Origin of the sequence: Pedobacter sp. R-06 (genome assembly GCF_049913135.1) — a bacterium.
In the GTDB taxonomy this organism is placed as follows: domain Bacteria; phylum Bacteroidota; class Bacteroidia; order Sphingobacteriales; family Sphingobacteriaceae; genus Pedobacter.
In genome coordinates, this window is sequence record NZ_CP183977.1 from 4,763,131 (window position 1) to 4,788,954 (window position 25,824).

Consider the following 25,824-nt stretch of genomic DNA (forward strand, 5'->3'; position numbering starts at 1 on the left):
TTATTTTTTCTTTTCAGCGTGTCCTCTGAATGTTCTGGTTGGAGCAAATTCTCCCAACTTGTGACCAACCATGTTTTCTGTTACGTACACAGGGATAAATTTATTTCCGTTGTGTACAGCAAATGTATGATTCACGAAATCTGGTGATATCATTGATCTGCGAGACCAAGTTTTGATTACAGACTTTTTGCCTGAATCATTCATAGAGTTTACTTTTTTCTCTACGTTATGGTCAATATAAGGTCCTTTTTTTATCGAACGAGCCATTATTTCTTCCTTCTCTCTATGATGTAACGATTAGAATATTTTTTAAGTTCTCTGGTTTTGAAGCCTTTAGCTAAAACACCATTTCTTGAACGTGGGTGACCACCTGATGATCTACCTTCACCACCACCCATTGGGTGATCGACAGGGTTCATCGCTACCGGTCTAGTTCTCGGACGACGGCCCAACCAACGTTTACGACCAGCTTTACCTAATACTTCGTTTGCGTGATCTGAGTTAGATACAGCACCGATAGTAGCAAGACAAGTAGTCAAGATTAAACGGGTTTCGCCTGAAGGCATTTTTAAAGTAGCATATTTACCATCGCGGGCAGCTAATTGTGCATAAGCACCTGCACTACGAGCTAATTGTGCTCCTTTTCCAGGGTGGATCTCTACGTTGTGTACGATAGAACCTAATGGAATGTTCGATAATTTTAAAGTGTTACCTACTTCTGGTGCTGCTTTGTCGCCCGATAATAATACCGAACCAACTTGCAATCCTTCAGGAGCGATGATATAACGCTTCTCGCCATCTGCATAGTGTAATAATGCGATGCGGGCAGTACGGTTTGGATCGTATTCAACAGTAGCTACTGTTGCAGGAATATCGAATTTATCGCGTTTGAAGTCGATTAAACGATATGATTTTTTGTGACCACCGCCCATGTAGCGCATAGTCATTTTTCCTGTGTTGTTACGTCCACCAGACTTTTTTGATGATACAACCAATGATTTTTCGGGCTTGGTTGCTGTAATCTCCGTAAAACTAGCACCAACTCTGAAGCGGGTACCTGGAGTAACTGGTTTAAATTTTCTTAAGCCCATAGTTATAATGAATTATTAAATTAAAGGGTTGCGTAATAATCTATTGTTTCGCCGTCTTTTAACGTTACGATTGCTTTTTTGTATTTCGGGCTACGGCCAGATACAAAACCTGCTTTAGTGTAACGAGATTTAGCTTTTCCATCAACAACCATAGTGTTAACTGCAACGATGGTTACACCGTACAATTTCTCAATTGCTTGTTTAATCTGGATTTTGTTAGCCTTGTGGTTAACGCTAAATGTGAAACGGTTAGATTTCTCAGTTAAAGCTGAAGCTTTTTCGGTTAATATTGGTTTTTTTAAAATTTCCATATTATTTGGCAAACGCCTCCTCCAAAGTTTTAACAGAATCAGCAGTTAACACAAGTATACCAGCGTTTAATACATCATAAGTATTTAAATCTGCTGCCGAGATTACTTTAGTTTTCTGAATGTTTCTGCTTGATAAATAGATATTATTATTTTGCGCAGGTAAAACCAATAAAGTTTTTTGAGTACCTACGTTTAACGCAGCCAATAAACTTGTATAGTTTTTAGTTTTAGCTGTATCGAAGTTGAAATCTTCTAAAACTACCACGTTGTTGTCTTTTGCTTTATAAGCCAAAGCAGATTTACGTGCTAATGATTTTAACTTCTTGTTCAATTTAAAGCTATAATCACGTGGCTGAGGACCGAAAACACGACCACCACCGTTAAATAACGGAGATTTAATGCTACCAGCACGGGCACCACCTGTACCTTTTTGTTTGTATAGTTTGCGAGTTGAACCAGCAATCTCATTACGTTGTTTAGACTTGTGAGTACCTTGACGTTGGTTAGCCAAATACTGTTTTACATCTAAATAAATCGCGTGGTCGTTAGGCTCGATACCAAATACCGATTCAGGAAGTTGCACCTTGGCACCTGTTTCTTTACCTGAAATGTTTAATACTTTAACTTCCATCTGATTACTTGTCTAAGATTACGTAAGAACCTTTAGCTCCTGGAATGGAACCACTAACTACTAATAAGTTTTGCTCAGCATAAACTTTCAAAACCTGTAAGTTCTGAATTTTTACCCTGTCGCCACCTGTTCTTCCTGCCATGCGCATTCCTTTGAATACACGTGAAGGAAATGATGATGCTCCCAATGAACCTGGGGCACGTAAACGGTTATGCTGACCGTGAGTCTGCATACCAACACCGGCAAATCCGTGGCGTTTTACAACACCTTGAAAACCTTTACCTTTTGAGGTACCTACAACATCAACAAAATCGCCTTCTGCGAATGCGTCAACGGTTACCACATCACCTAAATTAAGTGAAGTTGTAAACGAATCGAATTCTACCAGCTTGCGTTTCGGAGTTGTGTTTGCTTTCGCGAAATGGCCTTTTAACGGTTGAGTTGTGTTTTTCTCTTTTTTCTCATCATAACCCAGTTGGATTGATGAATACCCGTCTTTTTCTTCGGTCTTTACTTGTGTAACTACACAAGGCCCAGCCTCGATTACCGTACAAGGAATGTTTCTTCCTTCGGCATCAAAGATACTGGTCATTCCTACTTTTTTTCCAATAATTCCTGACATTTTATCTTTTCTTTTTAACACCCATCGAAGCAGTAGGGCTTCGTTCAAGGTGGTTGTACATCCCCCGAAAGGGACGGCAAAGATAGACAAGAATTATTAATTTTCAAATAGTTAGCCAAATATTTTTTCAAATAAATTGCTGATATGATGGGATTTAACTAAAAAAGAGATGTTAATGCGCCAAACCACCATTTAAACTGATGGTTATGATCGCTAAAATAATAAATCCAATGAGTACATATAGGTAATCGCGCTCAATTAAAAAGCTGAAAATAGCGAAAACAATGCGGGCAATCGGCGTAAAAATCAACATCAGGATACCAAACTGCACAATTGCATCTCCCTGAAAAGTAGATACTCCTTTAAATATAGCCAGTATAGAAGAAAACTTGCTCAGCTCAGGTTTAAAAACTTTATAGTCGGTAATGGCCCAACTATTATGGATCAGGAAAATGGCGCCACCTATTAATACAATGCTCATCGAAATAATTACACCTGCGCGCAGAAGCGTGCCTAAAATTACCTGAATATCCTTATCGTTTAAGTTTTCTTTTCCTATTGTGCTCATTATAATCCGCTTATTCCTTTATAAATCATCTGCAATGCCAAGAATACAACAACTACGGCAAATATCATTTTGAGCTTATCGGTTTTGGCCCGTAATAAAATTTTTGAGCCAATAGTTGCGCCTGTTAGCACCCCAACACAAACGGGCATGGCAATGCCCGGATCGATCTGGCCGCGATGTAAGTAAACCACTGCACTTGCAGCAGCAGTAACACCCATCATAAAATTACTGGTTGTTGTTGATACCTTAAAGGGCAAACGCATAATATTATCCATCGCGATTACTTTTAATGCCCCACTCCCAATACCCAGCAAGCCCGATAATGTTCCGGCAAAAAGCATCATTAAAAAACCTCCCGGAACATGTTTTACCGCATATGGATGATCTATACCTTTATCCGGATAAGATCCATTGAGTTTAAAAAAATTGGCCCATTTATCGGTGTTATCCAAAGTAGTATGATCTACCTTTTTCTTTAGTGTCATGATGGCCGAAAAAATCAGGATACAGCCAAATAGAATAGCAATATAGTTGGCATTAAGATAAACAGCTACAATTGCACCGCACACCGCACCTATTGTGGTCGCGATTTCTAAAAACATTCCAATCCGGATATTGGTAATCCCTTCTTTTACATAAGCCGCTGCAGAACCCGAAGAGGTTGCAATAACAGAAACAATGGATGCACCTATAGCATAATGGATATCAACCCCTAAAGCTAAAGTGAGCAATGGAATAATAATTACTCCCCCACCCAAGCCCGTTAGTGAACCCAATAATCCGGCTAAAAAAGCACCTAATAAAATGATAATGGTAAACAGCAATACCGACATGCGGGCAAATATAATGCACTCTTTTTGGGTAAACGAAGAATTAAGGGAATAAAATAAAGTCTATATGTTATATCGATGATGTAAGATCGGAGGCGGAAAATGGAAGTTTACAGCATCGTAATTTTGAATGGGTGAATTATGAATGTGTAAATATAGCACCTGTCCATTAGATTATTCAAAATTCAATCATTAACTATGACTTGTAATGAAGTTTACTTTCCTTATTCAAATCAACATCCCGAAAACTTTCAAGTAGTTCGAAAGCAATTTGCCGAACGGTTTCAGGAATTGGGTTAATGGCCGATTTGTTGCCTTCAGCATCTTTAACCGTCCAGCCCGAAGTATTTAGCACCAAGGGCTCGGTATTAGCTAATGATTTAATTATTTTAGCTCTTGTAAAAGCAATCCCGTCCGAATCGACGATTATTTTTTTATTGTTCCACCAGTTTTCTTGTGTTACTGCGTTTAAAGCAGAACGGTCTAACCTGGCAGCATACCCCCACCCCGTTCCAGTATGATGCGCCAGTTTCAATAATCCGATAAAATTAGTGAGGCTTTTGGAATTATAAATCTCCGAACTGCAATACATATCGAGATGACTTAATTTAAGCTGGCTCACCAACGCTTTTGCATGATCGGAGTTATGGAAAATCACCACGATTTTTTCGGCAATTGACGGAGTAGTAGCATCAGTTCCTTTATCGTACTCCCCACAAAGTATTTCTATCTCTATTAATTGTTGTTGCAACAGCGAAACCAGTTCTGGTTTATTCAAAATGGTCTTCATCCCTAATCGTTACTTACCTAGTCGCTTAATCATCTCCGCACTTAAATCTCTTCCATCATTTAAACGGTTCGCGAAGAATGATTTGGCAGCTTCGAAATGTTCTTTATAACCTTTTAAATCTCCATAACCAATAATCGATGCCCACTCGTGCACGGCAGTGTGGAATTCCAGATCGTCGCCCCGGATAGATTTATCATATAAAGCAGTATTAATGGACTCCTCTAACATTTCTTCGTTCTTGAAAAGATATTCGGCAATGCCCAACCTCAATTTAAAAGGCGGCGTTTGGCAGATCAGGTTATCGTAAGGGTTTACACCCATTTTATACCAGGCATATACCATACTCAGCAAACTTAAATGCGAATTTGGTTTCTGTTTATGGCTCGCGTCTGATAAGCTGAATTCTTTCATGATGTTATCATCCAATAGTAAAAGCGCACGGCTTTCATGGAAAACGAAATCGCGGGCCGCATAAATCTTTTCCCTGAACGCTGCTTCATTTTCACAGATCATCAATTTAAACAATTCAGATTCGGCCTGTGCATAATATTTTACTTGTTTTTGCGCATATGGGTTTAATATGGCCAAGCCGGCATAAATGTGCGATTTATAGCTAAAAATCCTCAGTGTGGTCAAAATTTTCACATTATCTATTCCACCTGCATATGCCGGATTATCCCAGGGAAAGAAACCAGCATTTTTCCATGCGGAGCCCATGCTTTCGAAGCCCATGTGCGTTACCGCCTGCGTATCGGCTACAATGCGGTCGTGTTCTCTGTAATCGTCCATTTCAATGATGTTCGATTTTAAAGATTTATAAATTTCTAAAGCTTTGGCATAAACAGCGTCGGTAGCACGGTGACGTACCACCACAAGTGTCTGCCCCTCCGGGCTAAATGCCGGACCATGCAAAGAATGGCAGGTTACAATCTGGGTATCTTCCGGAAGATGTTTTTCGAAAGCAGCAATTTCAGGATGTTTAACCGAGGTTTGTCCGGCAACTATGGCGCCATATTTTGTTGAGCGGGCAAAAGTAGCCACCACCTCATCAATTTTTTCGGCTTCAACGCAATAGATAATAAAGTCTGATTTACGGGCAACCTCATGGCCATCGATTAAAACCTCGATTCCTTTGGATTCCAGTTCATTTTTTAAATCTGTAAAACGTAAGGGCATATCTGCCCCACATACCTTATAACCAGCGTTTACAAACGATAGCGCATACAATTTGCCCATATCGCCCAAACCAATAATTCCTATTTGCATGAAACAAATGTAACCTATCGCAAATAAATTTATAATAAAACTTAGATAAAATTGTTATTTAGAATGTTAAACCAGAACAATTTTATCGATTTGCCAAAACCTTAAAAAAATTTTATTAACCGGAAAAATAGATAAAAATGTAGTTTTACATTCTAACACCTATATTTAAACTATGCAGAAAATTAAACACACCCTATTGTTTTTAGGCGCTATGCTATTTTTAAACGTTGCCTTTGGGCAAACTTTACCTGACACTACAAAAAATACCGATCCATCATTAAATGGCCAGTATCAGTTCATGTTAAAGAAATCTAAAAGCTTCAACGGCGCAAGGCTGATCAATCCATCACGGTTATCGTCCTTATGGAAAAGTGTTAGTGATACGCTAAGAAAAGAACGCAAGCAGCTGCTGGAAGCCCGTCAGGAAATTAAAGCACAGGCTGATAACATTTCGAGCTTAAAAGGCGAAGTAAATGGAAAAGAAAGTTCCTTGGCCAATGCCAATGCTGCTGTTAATGAAATTAAATTTTTAGGCATATCCTTCAATAAAGGCACCTATAATACCATTGTTTGGACCATTATTATTGTACTCGGAGTAGGTTTGGCCTTTGTAATTTTCCAATCAGGTAAATTAAGGCACGAAGCAAAATATAGAACGGAACTTTACCAGGAGGTGGCCGATGAATTTCAGGCACACAAAGTAAAAGCAAAGGATAAAGAAATGAAACTTGCGCGTGAGCTGCAGGACGAACGTAATAAATGGGATGATGGCCGGGGAAGATAACTTAACCCCTCGAGTAACTGCCCTGATTTATCGGGGAGGCTACCATTGACAGACTTCCATAAAAAGGTCGTCATTGTGAGGAACGAAGCAATCTTAAAGCGCACGCTATTAGCGATCGTTGTAAGATCGCTTTCCCGAGATCGGGACAGGCTATCGGCTGAAAAAGCCTTCTCGCAATGACGATTCTCGTAGTATATTCCTCCAAAAAATCCCCTGTCATCTATATTGATTTTTATGAAATAAATTAACCATTAGGATGACAAAACTCTTTTTATGATGAGAAAAGCAGGGCTAGTCGTGCATCGGTTCCGCTAGTCCCGCCATTCGCTTTACCTCACTGCGTTCAGTGTCCGCTACTGTCGGGTTTAGGGAATATGGGTTTGTGGTTTATGGAAACCAACTGATGCCTAAAACACGGAACGTCCTTCGGCAGGCTAGCATTAAGTTATTTTGCAATTGCTTACTAATAAGATATTTGCGGCACTATACATTTCCAACCAGCCAGGCCACAGCACCGTATCCTCTTTCTGCTTAAATCCGGCCTAACAAAGATGCCAATTCCTTTAATTGGCAGAAGCAGGAGCGCGACTGCTCTTCGCTAAAAGCTACTGGAACTGCTTTCAAAAAATAACGGTTAAAAAACAAAGGTACACTTAACAATAGGTTCCTCCATTCCGTTACACTTCAGTCGAAATGACGATAACACGTTTAATTCTTAATACTGTATTTCAAACCTACTTCAAATTCGCCATTGCTATAACTTTGCATTTTTGAAGTATTGGTGGTGTACTGGAACAAAACCGAAAACTGGTTTTTGTAGTTTGCGCCAAAACCCGCGGTAAAGCTGTTGGTGCTATGATATATACCGTTCAGCATCAATTTATTCTCTAAAAACTGAAGGTTTACGCCTGCATCAAAAATACCATCATAATTCTGCACCCCTCTATACACCAATTTCGGTTCAATGCTGTTAATTACTTTATCAGTTGTGAATTTATAACCCGCTGCGATAAAATAGATAGATCGGTCTGCTACGTTTCGCAATACATCTCTTTTAAAAAATCGTTTAAGATTAGGCAAAGCGCCCTGCAATGTTAATTTATCAGTACGATAAGCTACTCCAAAATCGCCATCCAAATACAACCTGCGATCGTTAAAGCTATTGAGCACATCATCGTCTAAATCACCTTTGGCTTTACCAAAGTCAATCCATTCATTCATTAAGCCAGCCGACAAACCAAAATCCAAAAAGTTACTCCCGCCGTTTAAAGGCAAATGATAGGCATAGGTTACGGTTGCCCTTGTACGGTTAATGGCCCCTGCACCTTCATTATAAAAAAGGAATCCCAGGCCTACTTTAGTATCCGCTAAACCATAGTCGCCAGTTAAGTACTGGATCTTTGGTGCTCCGTCTATCCCCGTCCACTGTGTTTTAAATGCCGCATTTAAATTTAGTCCGGTTTCTAAACCAGCCATTGCCGGGTTGGCCAAAAACTGGTTCTGATAGTAGATGCTTCCCATGGGGTTAAGTTGAGCAAATACTGGTGTAACAAACAAAAACAACAGCCCCGCCATATAACATTTCATTTTTCTCACGCCGTTATTTTTTATATAAGATTGATATAAAACCTTTAATTGAACCATCTGCCCCCAAATCGAGCATATAATAATAAGTATCTTCTGTAAGCGGCTTTCCGTTAAAATAGCCATCCCAGTTATTTTGGTAAGCCAGGGTAGTATAAATCAACCTTCCTCCTCTATCAAAAATGGATAATTTGTTGTTCGGATACTTTTCTAAGCCCTTAACTACAAAAAAATCATTTTTCCCGTCTCCGTTTGGGGTAAGGATATTATTTACAATGGCTACATCGGCTGTGGTCTGTATAATCAGAAAAGGCTGCAAAAACCCTTGGGTCAAGGTGGTATTGGTAGATTGAAAAGTTTGCACCACGGCCATTTCTCCAATACTGAAATCATATAATTGATTATTAATTTTACCGCTGCCACTGGCCGAATTAACCACATAAGGCGAACTTTGTGCGTTTACGTTTGTCCCGAAAAACATCAACAGCAAGAGAACAAACAAATAGGATATTTTTCTCATCGTGTTTAGTTTAAAGAAATCCATGCCGAACCATCGCTTTGAATGGTGAAAGTTTTTGCTCCAGTAATGGTGGTTACATTAGAATCATCATTCAACAAAACAGGATTGTTTAACGTAACATCACCAGATGATAAAACCTTCACGATGACATAAATCCTTCCTTTACAGCTCGAGGCTGCTGGAAGATTAACATTTATCGCAGTACCAGCATTTTTTATCCGTACCGTGTAATGGCTGGCATCGAGCGTTAATGCGCCTGTAGCCGTATAGGTTAAAACACTTGCTGCAACAGAACCATTAATATTTAAAGTACTGGCATTTGCTGGGGCATAAGCTACAGAAGATGCAGCGGCAGTTCCATTAATGGTTAATGCACCACCATTCGCTGCAAAATCGCCAGCAATTAAAGGGTATAAGGTACTGGAGTTAGCAACCACCAGGGTATTATTTGCGTTTGTGCTATTAGCGGCGGCATTGCTTCCGATAAAAACATTCCCTGCCCCATTGTTTTTCGAACCGGCGGCATAACCAATTGCTGTATTATTGTCGCCATTACTGGCTTCAAGTGCCAAACTTCCGATAGCCGTGTTTGATATACCGGTTCTATTGGCCATTAGGGTATGTGTACCAATTGCAGTGTTATTAGAGCCTACCGTATTAATGGCTAAGGCTTGAGAGCCAAAGCCGCTGTTGTTAATAGCACTAAAACTCCGCTGTAATACGAGGTAACCAAAAGCACTGTTTTCGTAACCTGAAATGTTAACAGATAATGCTTCGCGACCAAATGCACTGTTGTAAAAGCCAGAAACATTAGCAGTAAGCGTTTTATAACCGTAAGAAATATTGTTTTCGGATGAGTTGCCTAAACGACCAGATTTTAAACCGTTAACCAAAAAGTTAATGGCTACGTCATCTGTATTGCCCAGGAAATTATTATTTTGATCGGTACTACCCGTATTCCCTTTTAATGCCCAGGCATTGGCATTTGCAAATAATGTCCTGCTGATTAATTCGGGTTTACCGGTTGTTGCATTGGTGATATACACTTTGTTTGCATCACTCACCCCATCAGTAGTTAATTTAGCCACTGTAACCGAAGCATCAGCCAGTTTTGGTGTAGTTACCGATCCATCGGCCAGTTGAAGCGTATTTACCGCCAAATCGTCGATATTAATATTCTTAACTTCCTTGTTCCCGATTTTTACAGAGGTTACCGCGGCATCAGCCAGTTTTGGAGTGCTTACCGAGCCATCGGCCAGCTGTAGTGTATTAACAGCAGCATCGTTTATATTAATATTCTTAACTTCTTTGCTTCCAATTTTTACAGAGGTTACTGCAGCATCGGCTAATTTTGCCGTTGTTACTGCCCCATCTGCCAGTTTAAGCGTGCTAACCGCCCCTGCTTTGATATCAATTACCACATCTTTCAATAAAGCCGTAGCGCCATTGGCACTAATGCTCAGATCAACTGAGGTTAATGCCTTAGCACCAGACAGTTGACTCACATCCAATGTTACTGGCTTCCATGCAGCCCCATCGAATAGGAGCACCTGATTATTGGCTGGCGAAGTGGCATTTAATGTCTTTCCCTGAAGATTAGCCAATGTAGGATTTGGATAATTACCCGTTAAATCGCCTCCAGCTACTCCTGTTGAAGGACCAACCGGCCCTACATCACCTTTATCTCCCTTATCACCTTTTATGCCGGGTATGCCCTGCAAACCTTGTAATCCAGTAGCGCCAGTTGCCCCTATATCTCCTTTTGCTCCTTGTGGTCCTGTTGCACCCACTGCTCCTTGTGCACCGGCAGCACCAGTTAAGCCAATTGGCCCCTGAGCACCAGTTGCACCCACTGGGCCTTGCGGACCTGCAATACCTTGTGCACCAGCAGGACCAGCTACCCCCGGATCGCCTTTGGCTCCGGTTGGCCCATTGGCTGCATAAAGTGCATATGGAACACTTAATAATTGTGCAGTACCAGCCAAACTAAAATTTGTACCGTTATCAGGATCTATTTCGACCTTAACAAACTTTAATCCACTTGCCCAGGTTACCCCACCTATTGTACCGTTAACCGAGCTTGCACCTGCAGCGCCAATTGCCAATGCATATAAACCTAAAGCATTGGTTGTTACATTCCTTACTTCCGAATATTGAACTGTTCCGGTTGAAGATCCATCTAAAATACTAATCCGCAAGGCTATATTTTTATTGGCCAACGCAGTACCATTAGCATTTCTTGCAGCCCCTTGATAGTTAAATTGTTGTGGGGCTTGCGCTTTAACAGCTAAGGTGAAGCCCATACTTACCAAAGCAATTAGTAAAAGTTTTTTCATGAATCGGGATGAGATCTAAAGCGTCAGGCGTAAAAATAAGAGAGCCTAACGATCAAATCTAACAATTAGTACAAGCTACTGCATTCGCTTTACACGAAAAGCCAATTACAAATACTAAAACGATTTTAAAGAACTACAGATCAACAACTTAAATAAAATTAAATTTCATAATTTTACACAAACACCCAATTTAAGGCTGATTTAAGCCCTCAAATCAAAAGAAAAATAGGGTCAATTAGCAATTAACTGCCTCTAAAAAGTAAAAGCCAGAATTTATTTTTAGGTTTCAGAAGGGAAGGATATTCCCTTAATATTACGATATAAATCAACAGCGTACAAATCAGTCATACCCGAAACGAAATCCAATACGCTTTGTATGATAGAATAAATATCAGTTAAATCGGTATGATATTGTTTAGGAATAAGTTTAACCAGTTTTTTGTAATAGTGTGTATTGTTGTGGATCAATGCAGGAACAAATTCTTCCAATAAACCAGCCATAATTTTGTAGCCAGCCACTTCTTTTTGTATTACCGATGAGAAATTGTAGATACGCTCAACGGAAATTTTCTCTACAGCTTTCCAGGCTGAAATATAGGGCTCAGGCAATAAATCGGTTAAACTTTGATTAAGCTCACCGTTCAATAATTTTTCTTGTTCCCTAAAAAATATACCTGCACATTGGTTGGTTAACGTGTTAATTGCTTTTGCCCTTAACAGACCGATTTTTGCATCGTCGTCTTCATAATCATTTTTTAAACGATCTTCGATGGTGCTAGAATTGGCAAAAGGTAACAGATAACTTTTTACCTCCTCGTAGGAAAGTATCTTTAAGCGGTGTGCATCTTCCAGATCAATGATGCTGTAACAGATATCATCGGCAGCCTCCACCAGATAAACCAGGGGATGGCGCTTGTAAATGAGGTATTCGCCTTCTTCTTTCTCCAAATTGAGTTCGGCCGCGATCTTTTTAAAAGTTTCTTCTTCTGATTGAAAGAAACCGTATTTCTTACGGTGCAGCACGCCCTTTTGTTTCCCCGCAATTGAGGCGCAAGGATATTTAGCAATCGAAGCCAAAGTAGAATAGGTTAACGCATAAGCATCGTTGCCTTTTCCCTTTAACGGATGGGTAAGAATCCGGATGGCATTTGCATTACCTTCAAAATTAATTAAATCGTGCCACTGCGATTCGTTCATTTCTTTCTGATAAACTTTCCCATCCCCATCTGTAAAATATCGTGAAATAGCTGCTTCGCCTGAGTGCCCAAAGGCCGGGTTTCCCAGATCATGCGCTAGTGCAGCGGCAGCCACTATATTACCTACTTCATTAATTAAAGGAACATCTTTAATCAGTTGCGGTTGTTGCTCTTCCACACTTTTTAAAAAAATATTTGCCATAGAGCGGGCCACACTGGCAACCTCCAAACTATGCGTTAAACGGTTATGTACAAAAACACTTCCTGGCAATGGGAAAACCTGGGTTTTATTCTGCAATCTTCTAAAAGGAGACGAAAAAATCAACCGGTCATAATCACGCTGAAAATCAGACCGTGCCCGATCTGTGCTGGCACCATATTGTTCTTGTCCGTATCGCTTATTCGAAAGTAAATATTTCCACTCCATTTATCCCGTTAACATTTAAAATTTGGCGCAAGTTAAACAAAACATGAAAATGGTTAAGCATAAAAATTTAGGTAAATTTTACCATTAAAATTGTGCTTCAAACTATTTCTAACCTCATCTGTTTAGTGTAAATAGACAATACTATGAAAACGAACATATATAACAAGGAAGAGCATATTGAAGGTTATGTAGGATCAGGTGATGAGCAATCAGAAAAATCTGGTGTACAAAAAGCTTACGAAGAGGGTAACAACACCGATGTAGTAACCAGTTATGGCAAAGAACCGAGCGAATTGATTAAGGGAAATCCTTTAGCCAAAGACGGGCTGGACAATTCTGGCACGCAAGGTAAAGATTCTCTTAGCGACGACGCTTACAACAGTTCGGATAGAAACCCAACCATAAAGAGTGCTGCAAGCCATACCGGAAGTTCATCTGACGATTTTAAAACGAATACCAGCATTAATGAAGCTGATGAAAACCATGCCTTAAATACAGGAATATAAACAGATAATTATGGGACTATTAAAATATGCCATTTTAGGCGCAGCAGCCGTATATGGTTTTAAGTATGCCACAAAAAAGCGGATAACTGATGGAAAATCGTTGATTGATGACTTTAAAGAAAAAGCACCGGAATACGTAGATAAGATTAAGAATTATTCCGAAAAAATAAGACAGGATTATCGGCAAACAAGTGATTTATACTGACAATTAATCAAGTACAGAAATACACACTGAATTGACATATATCAATATATTAATGCCGAACGTCTTGTAAATTGACGATAAGTTCTTGAAATTTGCAGCGCTGTAGGATTCGCGACAAAGATTAACTAAAAATCAGAGACTAACGATTTAAGGGCATTTGTTCTTGATTAACGCATTTCAGTTGTGGAATCCTAATTAATTTCCATCTACCGGAAAATGCATAGACCTTATAAAGGGATTATTCTATATGGATAGTCTCTTTATAACTAGATCATAAATCTTTCCCACTCAAACCTTTCTCGTTATTCTTGTTTCTGTTTCCAATGTCTTCACCCTGACTTAAATTCGAATTATTTAAATTTTCATTTACGGCATGCGTAGGATCATTTTCTGTTTTCAATAAATGCGACTCATCTGGCTGATCTTTACGCTTAAAATCGGCACGCTTATGCCCATAGGTAGCCTCTCCATTATCCCATTCAATATCCTCCTCATTGCGGTTAATCTCCGAATTAGGATCGACATTTTTATTTTCATTCATTTCCATAGCCATTATTTTTTGTAGATACTTCTTATTTAACAACAATTGGTACAATAAAAAAGTTTAATCGGGCATTGATATATAAATCGCAGCCTTTTGCCTTTTTAACCTAAGCCCACCACCAATTTGCAGCTATTGTACGCCTTTACTTTGATCTATCTCTGTGCTACTATCCAAATCATCTTTAGATGATCCATTTTCATCACGATGCTTTGGTGGGTTTTCCATTCTACTTTCTTCCAGTTCAGAAAAATCACCATCTTTTTGATTAGCCATTTCACCATGTGAAGAGGTAGTTTCTTTCAGTTTTTCTTTAGGATCCGCAAAATCCTGTCCTTCAACTGGTAATCCTTCGTGCGTTTTATTTTCCTTAGCCATACCAGTACAACCAGCTAACGTTGCTTTTGTTTTAGAATTTAGATGCATAAAAAAAGGCCTCGATTTGCATCGAGGCCTTTTCTGTTCTTTTAAAATCAATTAAACTTTGATTTCAACTTCAACACCACTAGGTAATTCAAGTTTCATTAAAGCATCAACTGTTTTAGAGTTAGAGCTATAAATATCCAATAAACGTTTGTAGGCGCATAATTGGAACTGCTCTCTAGCTTTTTTGTTTACGTGTGGAGAACGCAAAACAGTAAAGATTTTTTTCTCTGTAGGAAGTGGAATTGGTCCACTTACAACTGCACCCGTAGGTTTAACAGTTTTTACGATTTTCTCAGCAGATTTATCTACTAAGTTGTAATCGTAAGATTTTAATTTAATTCTGATTCTTTGGCTCATCTTATTTTTAATTATGGTTTCCTGTTAGAGCTATTAACAACAGAAACCGGATTTATCTTTAACAAGGTGGAGGGTTTAAGGTGTAAGGCTTAGGGTTTAAAACCTTTTGCCTTACGCCTTTTACCTTATACCTTAATTAGTCTTCAGATTTTACTCTTCCTTTAGATTTAGCAACTACTTCATCCTGTACGTTTTTAGGTGCAGCCTCATAGTGGTCAAATTCCATTGTAGAAGTTGCACGGCCTGAAGTGATTGTACGTAACTGTGTTACATAACCAAACATTTCAGAAAGCGGCACAGTAGCTTTAATTACTTGAGATCCATTACGGGTATCCATACCTAATAACTGACCACGACGACGGTTCATATCACCGATAACATCACCCATGTTTTCTTCAGGGGTTAAGATTTCGATTTTCATGATTGGCTCCATCAAAGTAGGTTTACATTTAGGTAAAGCCTCACGATATGCCATACGGGCAGCAAGCTCGAATGATAAAGCATCTGAATCGACTGCGTGGAATGAACCATCAATCAAACGTACTTTCATATCAGGAAGCGGATAACCAGCTAATACACCATTAGCCATTGCAGCAGCAAATCCTTTTTCTACTGAAGGGATAAACTCACGTGGAATTGAACCACCTGTAATTTCGTTTACGAACTGTAAACCACCTTTTTCGAAATCAGCATCAATTGGTGAAATAACAACTTGGATATCGGCAAATTTACCACGACCACCAGATTGTTTTTTATAAGTTTCACGGTGTTGAGTAGTACCAAAAATAGCCTCTTTGTATGCAACTTGTGGCGCACCTTGGTTAACCTCTACTTTAAATTCGCGTTTTAAACGGTCAATTAAAATATCTAAGTGTAACTCACCCATACCAGAGATAACAGTTTGACCAGTTTCCTGATCAGTTTGAACTCTGAATGTCGGATCTTCTTCAGCTAATTTAGCTAAGCCCATACCTAATTTATCAACATCAGCTTGAGTTTTAGGCTCAATAGCTAAACCGATAACTGGCTCAGGGAAGTTCATAGACTCAAGAACGATTGGGTTTTTCTCATCACAAAGTGTATCACCAGTTTTGATATCTTTAAATCCTACTACCGCAGCAATATCACCAGCAGCCACATTAGGCACAGGGTTTTGCTTGTTAGCATGCATTTGGAAGATACGGGAAATACGCTCTTTACTTTCTGAACGTGTGTTATACACGTAAGAACCAGCTTCTAAGTTACCCGAGTAAACACGGATAAAACATAAACGGCCTACGAATGGGTCAGTTGCAATTTTAAATGCTAAAGCTGCAAATGGCTCATTGATACTTGGTTTTAATAAAACTTCAGCACCTGTATCTGGGTTAGTACCTGTTACACCTTCTGAATCAAGAGGTGAAGGCAATAATTCCATCACGTAATCCAACATGGTTTGAACACCTTTGTTTTTGAAAGATGAACCACAAACCATAGGAACGATTTTAGCATCTAAAACAGCTGCACGTAAAGCATCTAAAATTTCACGCTCAGTGATTGAGTTTGGATCTTCAAAGAATTTCTCCATCAAAGACTCATCATAATCAGCAACTGATTCTAGTAATTTCTCTCTCCACTCAGCAACCTCATCTAACATATCTTCTGGGATTGGCACTTCAGTAAAGGTCATACCTTTATCATGCTCATTCCAAACGATACCACGGTTGTTGATCAAATCAACCACACCTTTAAAGTTATCTTCAGAACCGATAGGTAATTGTAATGGAACTGCATTACTACCTAACATATCTTTAACTTGTTTAACAACTTTTAAGAAGTCAGCTCCAGAACGGTCCATTTTGTTAACGAAACCGATACGGGCAACATTATAGTTGTTAGCCAAACGCCAGTTGGTTTCTGATTGAGGCTCAACACCATCAACTGCAGAAAACAAGAACACTAAACCATCTAATACACGCAATGAACGGTTTACCTCTACGGTAAAATCCACGTGTCCTGGTGTATCGATAATGTTCATGTGGTAAGCCTGACCTCTGTATTTCCACTCAACCGTAGTTGCAGCAGAAGTGATCGTGATACCACGCTCTTGCTCTTGTGCCATCCAGTCCATTGTTGCAGCACCTTCGTGCACTTCACCAATTTTATGACTTACACCAGCATAATAAAGAATACGCTCAGTTGTTGTAGTTTTACCCGCATCAATGTGAGCCGCGATTCCAATATTTCTTGTAAATTTTAAATCTCTTGCCATGTTATGTTTTTGATTTATCTGATTTTAAATGATTACACCGATTATGTTAAAACAAATCGGTGTAATTTATCTAATCAGTATAATCTTCTAATTAAATCTGTGTAATCTTACTAATCTGTTAATCCTAAACTAGAATCTGAAGTGAGAGAACGCTTTGTTAGCCTCAGCCATTTTGTGCGTATCTTCTTTCTTCTTAACAGCAGCACCTTCACCTTTAGCAGCAGCTACGATTTCACCAGCTAATTTCTCTTTCATGGTTTTTTCGCCACGTTTACGAGCGTATAAAATTAACCATTTCATACCTAAAGCTGTTTTACGCTCTGGTCTAACCTCAGTTGGAACCTGGAAGTTAGCACCACCAACACGACGAGATTTAACCTCTACAGCTGGCATAATGTTAGTTAAAGCACGTTTAAAGATCTCTAAACCGTTTTCACCTGCTTTTTTCTCAGCAATTTCAACAGCATCGTAAAAAATTGAATAAGCGATAGATTTTTTTCCATCGTACATCATATTGTTTACAAAACGAGTTACCTGAACATCATTAAATTTTGGATCAGGAAGAATAATTCTCTTTTTTGGTTTTGACTTTCTCATTTCTTATTTCCTCCCGATTATTTCTTTTTACCTTTTGTTGGTGCCGCAACTACCTGTCCTGGTTTAGGACGTTTAGTACCATATTTAGAACGACGTTGGTTACGACCAGCTACACCTGATGTATCTAATGCACCACGGATGATGTGGTAACGTACACCTGGTAAATCTTTAACACGACCACCACGGATCAATACGATTGAGTGCTCCTGTAAGTTGTGACCCTCCCCAGGAATGTAAGCATTCACCTCTTTACCGTTCGTTAAACGAACACGGGCTACTTTACGCATTGCTGAGTTTGGTTTTTTAGGGGTAGTGGTGTACACACGTGTACATACACCTCTTCGCTGTGGACAGCTGTCCAACGCTGGAGACTTACTCTTGAACTCCAGTGCTACTCTACCTTTTCTAACTAATTGTTGAATGGTTGGCATTGTGCTTTTTTATGTTTTTTTATTAAAAAATTTACCGCTCCCCCGGCATCCTTGCAGATAGCCCATAAAACGGACTGCAAAAGTAGAACAATTCTTTTTAAAAATCAAGGGGTTAGCGTAAAAAGTTTTGAGTTGGCAATTATCAGTTTTCAGTTGAAGATTAAGGAGTTGCAGTTCCGTTTTCAGTTTTGAGTTTTCAGTCAACGGTTCTCACTCTAAATACCCTGGCGCGATCGTCATGCTGAACTTGTTTCAACATCTAATTTAGCTGTTCAAATACTTTTTGGAAAGCAGTTATAGCAATCTTGGCTTAGTTGGAGCCTTTCAAATAATAAATAGCTTAATAAGCACGAATCAAACTACTTGCCGGAATATTCAAAATCTCATGTAATTTCCTAATCATACTTAAACTGAGTTTGCGCTTACCGCTCAATATTTCAGATTGGCGACTGCGGGCACCTAAAATTTTAGATAGCTCACTTGGCGCTTTACCCAACTGTTCTAACCTAAATTTGATGGCTTCAATTGGTGATGGAGGTGCAATTGGATAATGACTTTCTTCGTAATGTTCTATTAATAATGTTAACAAATCCAATTCATCAGCTTGCTCGGTATCCAAATCAAGATCCTTTTGCATCAACAAGTAGGCCCTTTCTAAAGCCAACTCATACTCATTCTCGGTTTTAATTACTTTTAACATATTTTACCTCCTCCACATTAATTTTATCATAATTAGCATGTGTGCCAATCCAAACTATAAAAACAATTTTTAATTTAAATTCTATATCGGCAATCAACCTATAATCGTTACCCTTAATGTTAAATACGAACCGTTTACCTGTTATTACATCTGCAGTTGCATACAACTTAATTACGTCTGCAGGCATATTCCAATCTTGTTCAACAACCTCACCATACCAAGCTTCTAAACTAGCCTTGGCGGTGCTGTGCTTCTTGTAATATTCAACAAGTGTCTTTTTAGCAATAATCCGCATGCACAAATATATTACCAAAATGGTAACAAAAACAAATTTATTTCATTACCTCATCATTTCATGAGACTAATTAGACACTACCACAGAAGTTATGTCTGTTAGTAATGGGTTAAATACATAACTGTTTTTTCACACCATTATAAATGAAAACAAAAATCATCACCATTATATTCTGCAGTATCGCATACCTATGTAATGCACAAACCTCTTCAACTATTAAAAAAAAGGCCAATGTAGACTTTGATGCTTACGAGAAGCTCATACCCAAGGTTAAAGCCCATCGTAAAGGTAGGCTCGTAGATTTACCAACATTTTTAAAAATGGCTCAAGAGAAAGGCACCATTATTTTAGATACACGTTCTGATAGTCTATTTAAACGAAAACATGTTAAAGGTGCCATTCATTTAAATTTTTCCGATTTCACACAACAAAACCTGTTAAGGATTATACCAAATGCGGATACTAAAATATTAATCTATTGCAATAATAATTTTATAGATGACCAGGCAAATTTTGCCAGCAAAGTAGTTGTACCTGCTTTAGTAAATAAAAAAATAGCGCCTATTTCATTGGCCTTAAATATCCCCACTTATATTAATCTATATGGCTACGGGTATAGAAATGTTTACGAACTTTCTGAATTGATCAGCACAATGGATAAACGAATAGCCTTCGAAGGAACCAGTGCTAGAAGATAGGATCTAAGCGCCTGAAAGCAGTTTAATTACAATCCTTAAAGCTATCTCTAAGTACCTTTAACCGTGCAACCGCAGCTTCTAGTTCCTTTGGCGCTTTACCATACTCGTAAGTAATTTTGTACTGTTTTCCATCTGCATTGATGGCAATCCACTCTGCACCTCCATCAGCACAATCAGGACAGCCAATTACTTCCGGCAGGGCCGAAATCTTCTCCATGTTCAATTCCTTTTTGATTGCGTTTATATCAGCTTCGGAAATTGTTTTGCTACAGGTTTTGGTATCAGCTGTTTGCCCGTTTTTTGATTTAGAAAAAGTAAGTTTCAGATCGCTAATGAGTAAATTATTGGAACAATAGCCTACACACATCCCAAACGACGATCCATAACCAATGCTGTTTAAGGTTTTAATATCGCCTTTTTTGCACGTCGAAAAAAACAGGGTTATTAAAATTGCAAAAATGAGTGGTAAAGTTCTTTTCATATATTAAGGTTTACAAACAAGCCTATTCTATCCCGAAGATACAAATATCGTACTACATAGAGATAAACTAATCTCCGCAACAAACAACTATTTCAACGCCAGGTATAGATGGGCTGTATAATAGGATAGATATATTAGGCACCTAATTAACGGTATTACGTGGGTTGCTCCGTTGGTTGTTTGCGCCCACTTTGGTTAACTTGTAATTTAGTGATAAATAAAAATACCGGGTGATGTTGTTATACCTTACATCTTCAATCCGGCTGCTGTTTACAATTCTATCAATGCTGGTATTCTGGTTTAAAATATCAAAGCCCTTTAAGCTCATGGTTACCCTGCGTTTCATTAAATATTTGTTTATGCCCGCATTAAGCAAAAAGTAATTGTTATTAAACCCATCAGCGCGGCCAGCAGAGCCAATGTGATCCAGATCAGCTTCTATCCGTAAATCTTTAATGAACTCGTAACTCAGATTTAAAGTGTTATTTAGCGTAAAATATTTATTGTCGATCGCCGATTCTGCCGTATTATTAACTTTGGTATAGGCAACATAAGCATAAATACCTGCGTTAAATTTATCATCAATATCATAGCTCCAGTTTATATTCGGACCGATTTCGAACCTGTTGGTGATGTTTTTAGCACTACTTATAAAGTTTGTCCGATGTTCTGTAAAAAAGTTCATTCCATAGTTCATCCTTAGTCCTTTAAGTTTCGATGGCATTCCGAAAAATGTGCCTGCCCGCAGGTAATAATTACCATTTACGTTGATCGGCTTCACTGTTTGAATACCATTGTTATAGGTAATATCATTTCCGGTATCATCAAAAGATAGGTTATAGAGGAAATATCCATTCCAATAGTGGTTATTATCTGGACTAAAGGTATTAAAGTTCACCGATAGGCGATGGTTTTTCCGCGCTTCGAGATCAGGGTTTCCGATTCTTTGATACAATGGATTGGTATTGTTCTGTACAGGCTGCAGATCGGTAACTGAAGGCATATTAACGCTTGCCCGGTAATTGATTGCTATGGTTTGATTGGCTTTATTTTTAAAATTGACCGTTAAGCGCGGCAATAAGTTGTAATACGATTTTTCAATATTGCCAATATTGGCACCTACATTATTAAATACGTTAGCATTTAATAAACTTTCCTGTGCATTTAAACCAAAATTATAGGTCCAATCCTTTCCGGTGTAGATAAAACCCAAACCAGCAACTTGTTGGCTGTTATGATTATCGAAAGTATTGGTTAAGGATGGCACAATGGTTTCGTAGCGATCGGTAGTCGGATTATAATCAAAGGTAATCTGTTGTGCATCAACAATGCTTCTTGTATAACCGTAAGCAAGGTTGGCACTCCACTTCTGATTTAACTGCCTGGCATAATTCCCATTGATGGTATAAGTTTTTGAAGCATTTTCCTGATTCGCCTGCTGATTGATATTGGTAACAGTAGTATCACCACTCACATATTGATGAAGCAGCGATTGATTTAACCAGTCAGAATTAAAGGTATTCTGTGTGCCATTTAACCGGAGCGAAACCGAGCCTTTTTTATTGGCTAATCTCCTCAGCACGGTAAACTCGCCAAATAAGGATGGGGTGAAATTATGCTGATTGTAATACTGGCTTCCATCATTTGCTTTTCCTGTAGCATCAAAATTAGCATTGAACGTACGGTTGTTGATGTTGGTGGTACTATTGAGGATCACATTTGGCCGGAACACCATATCTGTTAACGAATCGGGATGATATTCTGCCTTAAAATTAAAGCGGTGTGCCTGATTGTTGCTATTGCGGTCGGTATTATCCAATGTACGTAAAATATCGCCAGAGCTTAAGTCCTGAATATTGGATAATTTATTACCTAAGCCAGAAGAAAAATAAGTGAAATAACTTCCGCTAATAGCCAACTTATTATTTTTGCCCCATGAATTACTGTAGTTTACGCCTCCGCTATGTGTGGTGTAGAGTCCAATGGCATTGTTATCAAAAACCCCACTCCCGCCAATGGTGGTTTTACCATTATTGTTATTGATTGAGAAACTTCCCCCTGCTGGTGGTGCGAAAATATTACCAATGTTGCCTCCACTAAAACTGCTGAGGTCGTCGTAACCGAAACTGGCATCATTGGTATTGTTGCTCATGCCCAGAACAGCAAACTGCAGGTTTTTATTAAAGTGGTTGGCACTTAAATAACTTCCATATTTATCGGTTGTTCCCCCCGCAAGATTGGCGTTACCGAACCATCCCTTTTTCTTATCTTCTTTAATAGTGAGGTTCAATACTTTTTCGCGCTGACCGTCGTCAATGCCAGTGGCTTTTGCTTCCAGTGTTTTGCTATCAATCAACTGTACTTTGGCGATCGCATCTGCAGGGAGGTTTTTTGTTGCCGTTTTAGGGTCAGTACCAAAGAAATCCTTACCGTCGACAGTTAAGCGCGTAACTTTTTGTCCCTGCACCAAAATACTTCCATCTTTATCAACGGTTACACCTGGAAGCTTCTTCAATAAATCTTCTACCGCGGCATTTGGCCTGGTTTTATAAGCATCGGCATTAAATTCTATGGTATCTTTTTTTACTGTGGCTGTAGCGTAGCGGCCGCTTACCGCTACATCCTTTAGGGCAATAGCATCTTCTTCCAATTTTAAAGTACCAAGGTTAACAGCCTTTCCGTTCAAATTGATATTTTTGGTGATGGAATTATATCCCAACGCCGAAATCCTGATTTTATAATCGCCATTGGCAACCGCATTAAAAGAAAATTCTCCGGCTTTGTTGGTTACAACACCCACTTTTTTGGTCGAATCAGTTTTACCCGATAAAATAATGCCCACATATTCAATGGGCTGGTTTGTTTTCCCATCAATAATTTTTCCATTTATATTGCCCGCTTGCTGTGCGAAGACTTTCGTAGATAATACGCACAGCAACATCCATAAATAGGTTTTCATAGCTAAAATTGTCTTTTTTGTTGGTTTGTTTAGTTAACCCTTTTTTAAGGGTTCAACTATAAGACACCAAAAACTGAAAAGTGTGACAAAAAAAATATTTTTTTTTCGAAGCTTAGAAAAGCTATAAAAATGGAAGAAGTTTGGAACTTAGATGGAAACTCCATAGCATAACAGATATTGAACCATGTTCAATATGATGATGGAAACAAAAAAGCCTTTCAATTTTACCTGAAAGACTTTCCCTTTTTAAGCTTTAGCTACTTTTTTTGTGTGCTTGTTATGATGGTGTTTTTTATGACCTTTTTTAGTCTGTGATTTTTCGGTACCTGCTTTCGCCGGAGTTGTGGTTTGAGCGCTTACGGTATTAATGGTAAAAGCTGCTACTAGTGCGATTACTAAAACTTTAATTGCTTTCATTTTCAAATTGATTAATGATGAATAAACCTTGTTATTTTGTTTATTAAATCTCGAAATTCAAGATGAAGATTCTATGAATTAAGGCAATTCGAAATTGAAAGTATAGTTTAGTTTTTTTCCGCTCAGCACATACTCAGAAACCACTTTCCCGTCTACGAGGATTTTATACTCACCTCTTGATTTAGATTTAGCAGTTGCAAAAGTTTTAAGCTGAACGTGTGTACCCGATTTTAAAGTAACGGTTTTTTCCCAGTTACCATTAACTTCTTTTAATTCCGTCTGTTTTCCACTTTCATTGGTGTAAGCCACATCGGCTGTTAAACCATCTTCAAATCTGGCTTCGTACACTACACTATAACTTTCTTTTTTTGGGATATCTATTTTACCTCGTGAATTAGAATAAACCGTTGTAATGTTTGCAAGGGCGCAACTGCTTAACACAAGCATCAGCAAAAAGCAATAGAAAATATTTTTCATTTGATAGGGTTTAGATCTAGATGACGAGCGTTTTAAAGGAAAGGTTGCAAGGTGAGATAATTATTTAATAAGAGAATGACAGGATGATTGAATGACTTATTGACGGACTGTTGGATTTGATCACTAGCACATCCACTCATTCAAAATTCACTCATTCAATCATTAGATCTCATTTATGAAACGTATCAAGATATAATTCTTCTACCTTTTTACGGGCCCAGGGCATTCTTCTTAAAAATTTTAAGCTCGATTTTATAGTTTGATTATTATTAAAACAATCAATCCTGATCAGTGATCCCAGTTTTTCCCAGCCGTAGTGTAGCTGAAGATCGGTTACAATTTTTTCTAGGGTAATACCGTGTAAGGGATTGTTTTTTTGCTGTTCGGCCATGCGGCAAAGTTAAGGCAAAATTATCAGGGTTTATATTGTGCCATCCAAACATTTGCGCCGCCACAATCAGGGTCATTTATTATATGGCCAAGCACATCAAAATGATTGGATTCAAGCAACGATCGATATTCCTCTGTATCTAAAGAAGCATGAAACAAGTTTTCACCGCCGTTCATTCCCCAAACCTCTCCTCTATCGGTTCCAGAGGTAAACAACAAAACACCATTTGGTTTAAGGTGGCGCCTAAAAATACTGAACATACCGGGCTGATCATCAGCAGGAAGATGAAATAAACTATGCCAGGCAATTATTGCATCGAATTTTTCACCTAAATCAAGTTTACGCATATCTTTCAGCACAAACCGTGTATCTGGAAAATTTAGTTTGGCCAATTCTAACATCTGCTCACTGGCATCGATTCCGAGAACATTTACATTTTGGCTGATCAGATATTCCAATATAGGTTTTCCACTGCCGCAGCCCAAATCTAAAATACTTGCATTTGGAGGCAACCGCTTAAGTAAATCATCCAAATAGGTTTTCTCCTCTAAACCCGCATAGCGGTTTTCGGCAAACCACTTACCCATCTTATTGTAAGCCTTATAAGCATTTTTGCGTTCCCCTTTTTCCATTATAAAGTCTTTAAATTATCCGATGGCTGTGGCATCAATTTCAATTAGCATTCCACTTAAGGCCAATCTTTGTACCGGAATAAGCGTGTTTACCGGAAATTTCTGATCAGGCCATATTTTGTTCGATTCTTCGATCAGGATTTCGTGTTTCGCTTCATCATAATCAACCACCAATGTTGTCAGTTTTGCAATATTGGCCATAGTTAATTTTTTGCTTTTTAAGGCTAAAGCGATATTCTCGAAGACAATACTTACCTGCGTCCTGAAATCATCATTCAGTACTCCATCGGTTCTGCTACCACCCTGGCCTGCAACAAATACAAGTGAGGAATTGGCTGAAACTGAAGCAATGTGAGAATATCCATGCGGACGGGGATCGTATATGCCTGCGGGGTTGGTAATTTCTAAAGTAGGTTTTTCCATTTGCTGTAAATTATGTCTGCTAAATTATTCGATAAGAATTAGTAAACCGTCGGTTGTTTGCAATAAAAAAACCTCCTGATC

Annotated in this window: 32 protein-coding genes; 4 read left to right on the forward strand and 28 right to left on the reverse strand. The window is 38.7% G+C overall.

From position 1 onward, the window contains the following. From rpsS to ACN9MR_RS19170, 9 genes are all read right to left on the reverse strand, one after another. Positions 1-267: a 30S ribosomal protein S19 gene (gene rpsS, locus ACN9MR_RS19130; RefSeq protein WP_010599906.1), complete on the reverse strand. Its 267-nt coding sequence runs from the start codon at positions 265-267 to the stop codon at positions 1-3. Then, positions 267-1,091, reverse strand: coding sequence for a 50S ribosomal protein L2 (rplB, locus tag ACN9MR_RS19135; RefSeq protein ID WP_057932151.1), 825 nt, complete (start codon positions 1,089-1,091; stop codon positions 267-269). The genes rpsS and rplB overlap by 1 nt, the downstream gene beginning before the upstream one ends. Positions 1,092-1,111: 20 nt before the next feature. Continuing rightward, positions 1,112-1,402, reverse strand: coding sequence for a 50S ribosomal protein L23 (rplW, locus tag ACN9MR_RS19140; RefSeq protein ID WP_029278648.1), 291 nt, complete (start codon positions 1,400-1,402; stop codon positions 1,112-1,114). 1 nt (position 1,403) lies between these two features. After that, entirely contained in the window at positions 1,404-2,033 is a 630-nt protein-coding gene (gene rplD, locus ACN9MR_RS19145) for a 50S ribosomal protein L4 (RefSeq protein WP_426326094.1), read from the reverse strand. Positions 2,034-2,037: 4 nt separating this feature from the next. Further along, positions 2,038-2,655 (reverse strand): 50S ribosomal protein L3, encoded by a 618-nt coding sequence (gene rplC, locus ACN9MR_RS19150; RefSeq protein ID WP_057932251.1) that lies wholly within the window; start codon positions 2,653-2,655, stop codon positions 2,038-2,040. 172 nt (positions 2,656-2,827) lie between these two features. After that, on the reverse strand, positions 2,828-3,223 hold the full coding sequence (locus ACN9MR_RS19155; RefSeq protein ID WP_426326096.1) for a DUF1634 domain-containing protein: 396 nt from the start codon (positions 3,221-3,223) through the stop codon (positions 2,828-2,830). Beyond that, positions 3,223-4,056 carry a sulfite exporter TauE/SafE family protein gene (locus tag ACN9MR_RS19160; protein ID WP_184463975.1) on the reverse strand — a complete coding sequence of 278 codons (834 nt, stop codon included), beginning with the start codon at positions 4,054-4,056 and terminating at the stop codon, positions 3,223-3,225. Before ACN9MR_RS19160 ends, ACN9MR_RS19155 begins: the two co-directional genes overlap by 1 nt. A gap of 193 nt (positions 4,057-4,249) precedes the next feature. After that, entirely contained in the window at positions 4,250-4,843 is a 594-nt protein-coding gene (locus ACN9MR_RS19165; protein WP_426326099.1) for a hypothetical protein, read from the reverse strand. A gap of 9 nt (positions 4,844-4,852) precedes the next feature. Continuing rightward, entirely contained in the window at positions 4,853-6,109 is a 1,257-nt protein-coding gene (locus tag ACN9MR_RS19170) for a prephenate dehydrogenase/arogenate dehydrogenase family protein (protein ID WP_426326101.1), read from the reverse strand. Positions 6,110-6,281: 172 nt separating this feature from the next. Between ACN9MR_RS19170 and ACN9MR_RS19175 the strand changes: the two genes are divergently transcribed. Next, a complete protein-coding gene (locus ACN9MR_RS19175; RefSeq protein WP_426326103.1) occupies positions 6,282-6,893 on the forward strand; it encodes a hypothetical protein in 612 nt (203 codons plus the stop codon). Between the two features lie 708 nt (positions 6,894-7,601). Here the strand turns inward: ACN9MR_RS19175 and ACN9MR_RS19180 are convergent. The 4 genes from ACN9MR_RS19180 to ACN9MR_RS19195 form a co-directional block, all read right to left on the reverse strand. Beyond that, entirely contained in the window at positions 7,602-8,603 is a 1,002-nt protein-coding gene (locus ACN9MR_RS19180) for a PorP/SprF family type IX secretion system membrane protein (protein WP_426326105.1), read from the reverse strand. After that, positions 8,494-8,997 (reverse strand): gliding motility-associated C-terminal domain-containing protein, encoded by a 504-nt coding sequence (locus tag ACN9MR_RS19185; protein WP_426326107.1) that lies wholly within the window; start codon positions 8,995-8,997, stop codon positions 8,494-8,496. Before ACN9MR_RS19185 ends, ACN9MR_RS19180 begins: the two co-directional genes overlap by 110 nt. A gap of 5 nt (positions 8,998-9,002) precedes the next feature. Further along, positions 9,003-11,333, reverse strand: coding sequence for a hypothetical protein (locus ACN9MR_RS19190; protein ID WP_426326109.1), 2,331 nt, complete (start codon positions 11,331-11,333; stop codon positions 9,003-9,005). 279 nt (positions 11,334-11,612) lie between these two features. Next, positions 11,613-12,956, reverse strand: a complete 1,344-nt coding sequence (locus ACN9MR_RS19195) for a deoxyguanosinetriphosphate triphosphohydrolase (RefSeq protein ID WP_426326111.1) — start codon at positions 12,954-12,956, stop codon at positions 11,613-11,615. A 143-nt stretch (positions 12,957-13,099) separates the two neighbouring features. Between ACN9MR_RS19195 and ACN9MR_RS19200 the strand changes: the two genes are divergently transcribed. Together ACN9MR_RS19200 and ACN9MR_RS19205 are read left to right on the forward strand one after the other, a co-directional pair. Next, complete coding sequence (locus ACN9MR_RS19200) at positions 13,100-13,462, forward strand: hypothetical protein (RefSeq protein WP_426326113.1); 363 nt, start codon at positions 13,100-13,102, stop codon at positions 13,460-13,462. Positions 13,463-13,472: 10 nt separating this feature from the next. After that, positions 13,473-13,667 (forward strand): YtxH domain-containing protein, encoded by a 195-nt coding sequence (locus tag ACN9MR_RS19205; protein ID WP_426326115.1) that lies wholly within the window; start codon positions 13,473-13,475, stop codon positions 13,665-13,667. 271 nt (positions 13,668-13,938) lie between these two features. On the opposite strand, the gene ACN9MR_RS19210 is transcribed toward ACN9MR_RS19205, so the two are convergent. From ACN9MR_RS19210 to ACN9MR_RS19245, 8 genes are all read right to left on the reverse strand, one after another. Next, positions 13,939-14,214 (reverse strand): hypothetical protein, encoded by a 276-nt coding sequence (locus tag ACN9MR_RS19210; protein ID WP_426326117.1) that lies wholly within the window; start codon positions 14,212-14,214, stop codon positions 13,939-13,941. Between the two features lie 126 nt (positions 14,215-14,340). Continuing rightward, positions 14,341-14,634, reverse strand: coding sequence for a hypothetical protein (locus tag ACN9MR_RS19215; RefSeq protein WP_426326119.1), 294 nt, complete (start codon positions 14,632-14,634; stop codon positions 14,341-14,343). A 51-nt stretch (positions 14,635-14,685) separates the two neighbouring features. Next, complete coding sequence (gene rpsJ, locus ACN9MR_RS19220) at positions 14,686-14,991, reverse strand: 30S ribosomal protein S10 (RefSeq protein WP_008244591.1); 306 nt, start codon at positions 14,989-14,991, stop codon at positions 14,686-14,688. A gap of 136 nt (positions 14,992-15,127) precedes the next feature. After that, a complete protein-coding gene (fusA, locus tag ACN9MR_RS19225; RefSeq protein WP_426326122.1) occupies positions 15,128-17,242 on the reverse strand; it encodes an elongation factor G in 2,115 nt (704 codons plus the stop codon). A gap of 129 nt (positions 17,243-17,371) precedes the next feature. Next, the gene (rpsG, locus tag ACN9MR_RS19230) at positions 17,372-17,839 is read right to left on the reverse strand and encodes a 30S ribosomal protein S7 (RefSeq protein ID WP_029278632.1); all 468 of its coding nucleotides are present in this window, start codon (positions 17,837-17,839) and stop codon (positions 17,372-17,374) included. A 17-nt stretch (positions 17,840-17,856) separates the two neighbouring features. Then, complete coding sequence (gene rpsL / locus ACN9MR_RS19235; protein WP_029278631.1) at positions 17,857-18,270, reverse strand: 30S ribosomal protein S12; 414 nt, start codon at positions 18,268-18,270, stop codon at positions 17,857-17,859. Between the two features lie 340 nt (positions 18,271-18,610). Continuing rightward, a complete protein-coding gene (locus ACN9MR_RS19240; RefSeq protein WP_426326125.1) occupies positions 18,611-18,970 on the reverse strand; it encodes a helix-turn-helix domain-containing protein in 360 nt (119 codons plus the stop codon). Then, positions 18,954-19,265, reverse strand: a complete 312-nt coding sequence (locus tag ACN9MR_RS19245) for a type II toxin-antitoxin system HigB family toxin (RefSeq protein WP_307526102.1) — start codon at positions 19,263-19,265, stop codon at positions 18,954-18,956. The genes ACN9MR_RS19240 and ACN9MR_RS19245 overlap by 17 nt, the downstream gene beginning before the upstream one ends. A 143-nt stretch (positions 19,266-19,408) precedes the next feature. On the opposite strand from ACN9MR_RS19245, the gene ACN9MR_RS19250 reads away from it, so the two are divergent. After that, complete coding sequence (locus tag ACN9MR_RS19250) at positions 19,409-19,963, forward strand: rhodanese-like domain-containing protein (protein ID WP_426326127.1); 555 nt, start codon at positions 19,409-19,411, stop codon at positions 19,961-19,963. 22 nt (positions 19,964-19,985) lie between these two features. On the opposite strand, the gene ACN9MR_RS19255 is transcribed toward ACN9MR_RS19250, so the two are convergent. The 7 genes from ACN9MR_RS19255 to ACN9MR_RS19285 form a co-directional block, all read right to left on the reverse strand. Then, positions 19,986-20,444 (reverse strand): hypothetical protein, encoded by a 459-nt coding sequence (locus tag ACN9MR_RS19255; protein ID WP_426326129.1) that lies wholly within the window; start codon positions 20,442-20,444, stop codon positions 19,986-19,988. A gap of 142 nt (positions 20,445-20,586) precedes the next feature. After that, positions 20,587-23,403 (reverse strand): outer membrane beta-barrel protein, encoded by a 2,817-nt coding sequence (locus tag ACN9MR_RS19260; RefSeq protein WP_426326131.1) that lies wholly within the window; start codon positions 23,401-23,403, stop codon positions 20,587-20,589. Between the two features lie 246 nt (positions 23,404-23,649). After that, a complete protein-coding gene (locus tag ACN9MR_RS19265; RefSeq protein WP_426326133.1) occupies positions 23,650-23,820 on the reverse strand; it encodes a hypothetical protein in 171 nt (56 codons plus the stop codon). A 78-nt stretch (positions 23,821-23,898) separates the two neighbouring features. Then, positions 23,899-24,297: a hypothetical protein gene (locus ACN9MR_RS19270; RefSeq protein WP_426326135.1), complete on the reverse strand. Its 399-nt coding sequence runs from the start codon at positions 24,295-24,297 to the stop codon at positions 23,899-23,901. Positions 24,298-24,466: 169 nt separating this feature from the next. Further along, the gene (locus ACN9MR_RS19275) at positions 24,467-24,688 is read right to left on the reverse strand and encodes a VF530 family DNA-binding protein (protein WP_230144600.1); all 222 of its coding nucleotides are present in this window, start codon (positions 24,686-24,688) and stop codon (positions 24,467-24,469) included. Between the two features lie 23 nt (positions 24,689-24,711). Further along, positions 24,712-25,320: a class I SAM-dependent methyltransferase gene (locus ACN9MR_RS19280; RefSeq protein ID WP_426326137.1), complete on the reverse strand. Its 609-nt coding sequence runs from the start codon at positions 25,318-25,320 to the stop codon at positions 24,712-24,714. A 15-nt stretch (positions 25,321-25,335) separates the two neighbouring features. Next, the gene (locus tag ACN9MR_RS19285; RefSeq protein WP_426326139.1) at positions 25,336-25,743 is read right to left on the reverse strand and encodes a RidA family protein; all 408 of its coding nucleotides are present in this window, start codon (positions 25,741-25,743) and stop codon (positions 25,336-25,338) included. Positions 25,744-25,824 lie beyond the last annotated feature (81 nt).